The 1,026-nt window shown below is 51.2% G+C and carries 1 protein-coding gene; it reads right to left on the reverse strand.

Features of this window, described 5'->3' with window-relative positions:
- Positions 1 to 696: 696 nt before the first annotated feature.
- The coding region (locus TR36_RS16410; RefSeq protein WP_045393763.1) for a metal ABC transporter solute-binding protein, Zn/Mn family at positions 697 to 1,026 on the reverse strand (330 nt) is incomplete at its 5' end.

Genomic DNA, 1,026 nt, shown 5'->3' on the forward strand with positions numbered 1-1,026 from the left:
TTATTGAGATCAGGTTAATTGTCAGATTGAACTGGTCGAAGAGGAGGTTGGTGCCTTTCATTCGCACCTGGCGTTTATATAATAATGCCTGTGCTCATTTTAGTTGACCCGTACGTTGGGTCTTCTCTGGCTTTATCCAGCACCAGTATTTGAATGCAGGGCTTGCAGCATATTGCGGCTTTGACTGGTTCCCTTTATTGCAAAATTTTAGTACGGGGCGGTCCCATATGAGCGTTACTTTCAATACCGAAGATCTGTATATCTATAACGGATCGCTTGCCTCAATTTTGGGGGCTAACCTCCTGGCGGGCTATACCGGCCCTTATGACGGAGCAATCNACCGACGATGACGGTGTTTTGGTCCCGGGCGGCAGTTCAATATTGCAATTCAATGGCAGTACAACGCAGCAAACTCTTACCTATGTAGGGTCCGGTACTGCGAATGCATTGGGTAATAGTACGGGCCCTCCAAATAGCCGCGACCAAAAACCACTTTTGCGGCCATGGTTGTCAGGTTTGATGAGTAGCTTTGTCATGTCATCCAGAATGCGCTTTCGTTCTTCAGCCATGGCTTGCGCAGTTGCCAGTTCACGTTCTGCCTCGGCTTTACTAGTCCGCAGGGCGTCCAGTTCAGCCCGTACCGCCTGCAACTCGCTTTGCAACCCTATGACAACTTCACCCGTCAAAGAGCCATTATCATTTAANTTTTTCCATGTAAGAAGGCTGTCCGATTTCCAGTTCTTCGCTGGAAATATTGACAGCGATAGGCTTGCGAAGTTTGTAGAGTCGCGCCAGTTCGGCAGTGTCGATCTGCCAAGTTTTATCCACGACGCTGCGGACCTGCTGCGGGGTGCCCGTCTGATCGGCGTTGATGGGCCACAGATAGGCTTCCTGCAGGCCGAAGTCCTTTGCGAGATAGCTGAATGCCCCCTCGCAGGACACTAGCCAGCGGCTGCTTTCGGGCACCGACTGGATCCGTTCGCGCAGCGGGCCGACGGTATCCTCGATTTCATCCTTATAGACTTC

Source organism: Falsirhodobacter sp. alg1, assembly GCF_000739715.2.
Lineage (GTDB): Bacteria > Pseudomonadota > Alphaproteobacteria > Rhodobacterales > Rhodobacteraceae > Falsirhodobacter.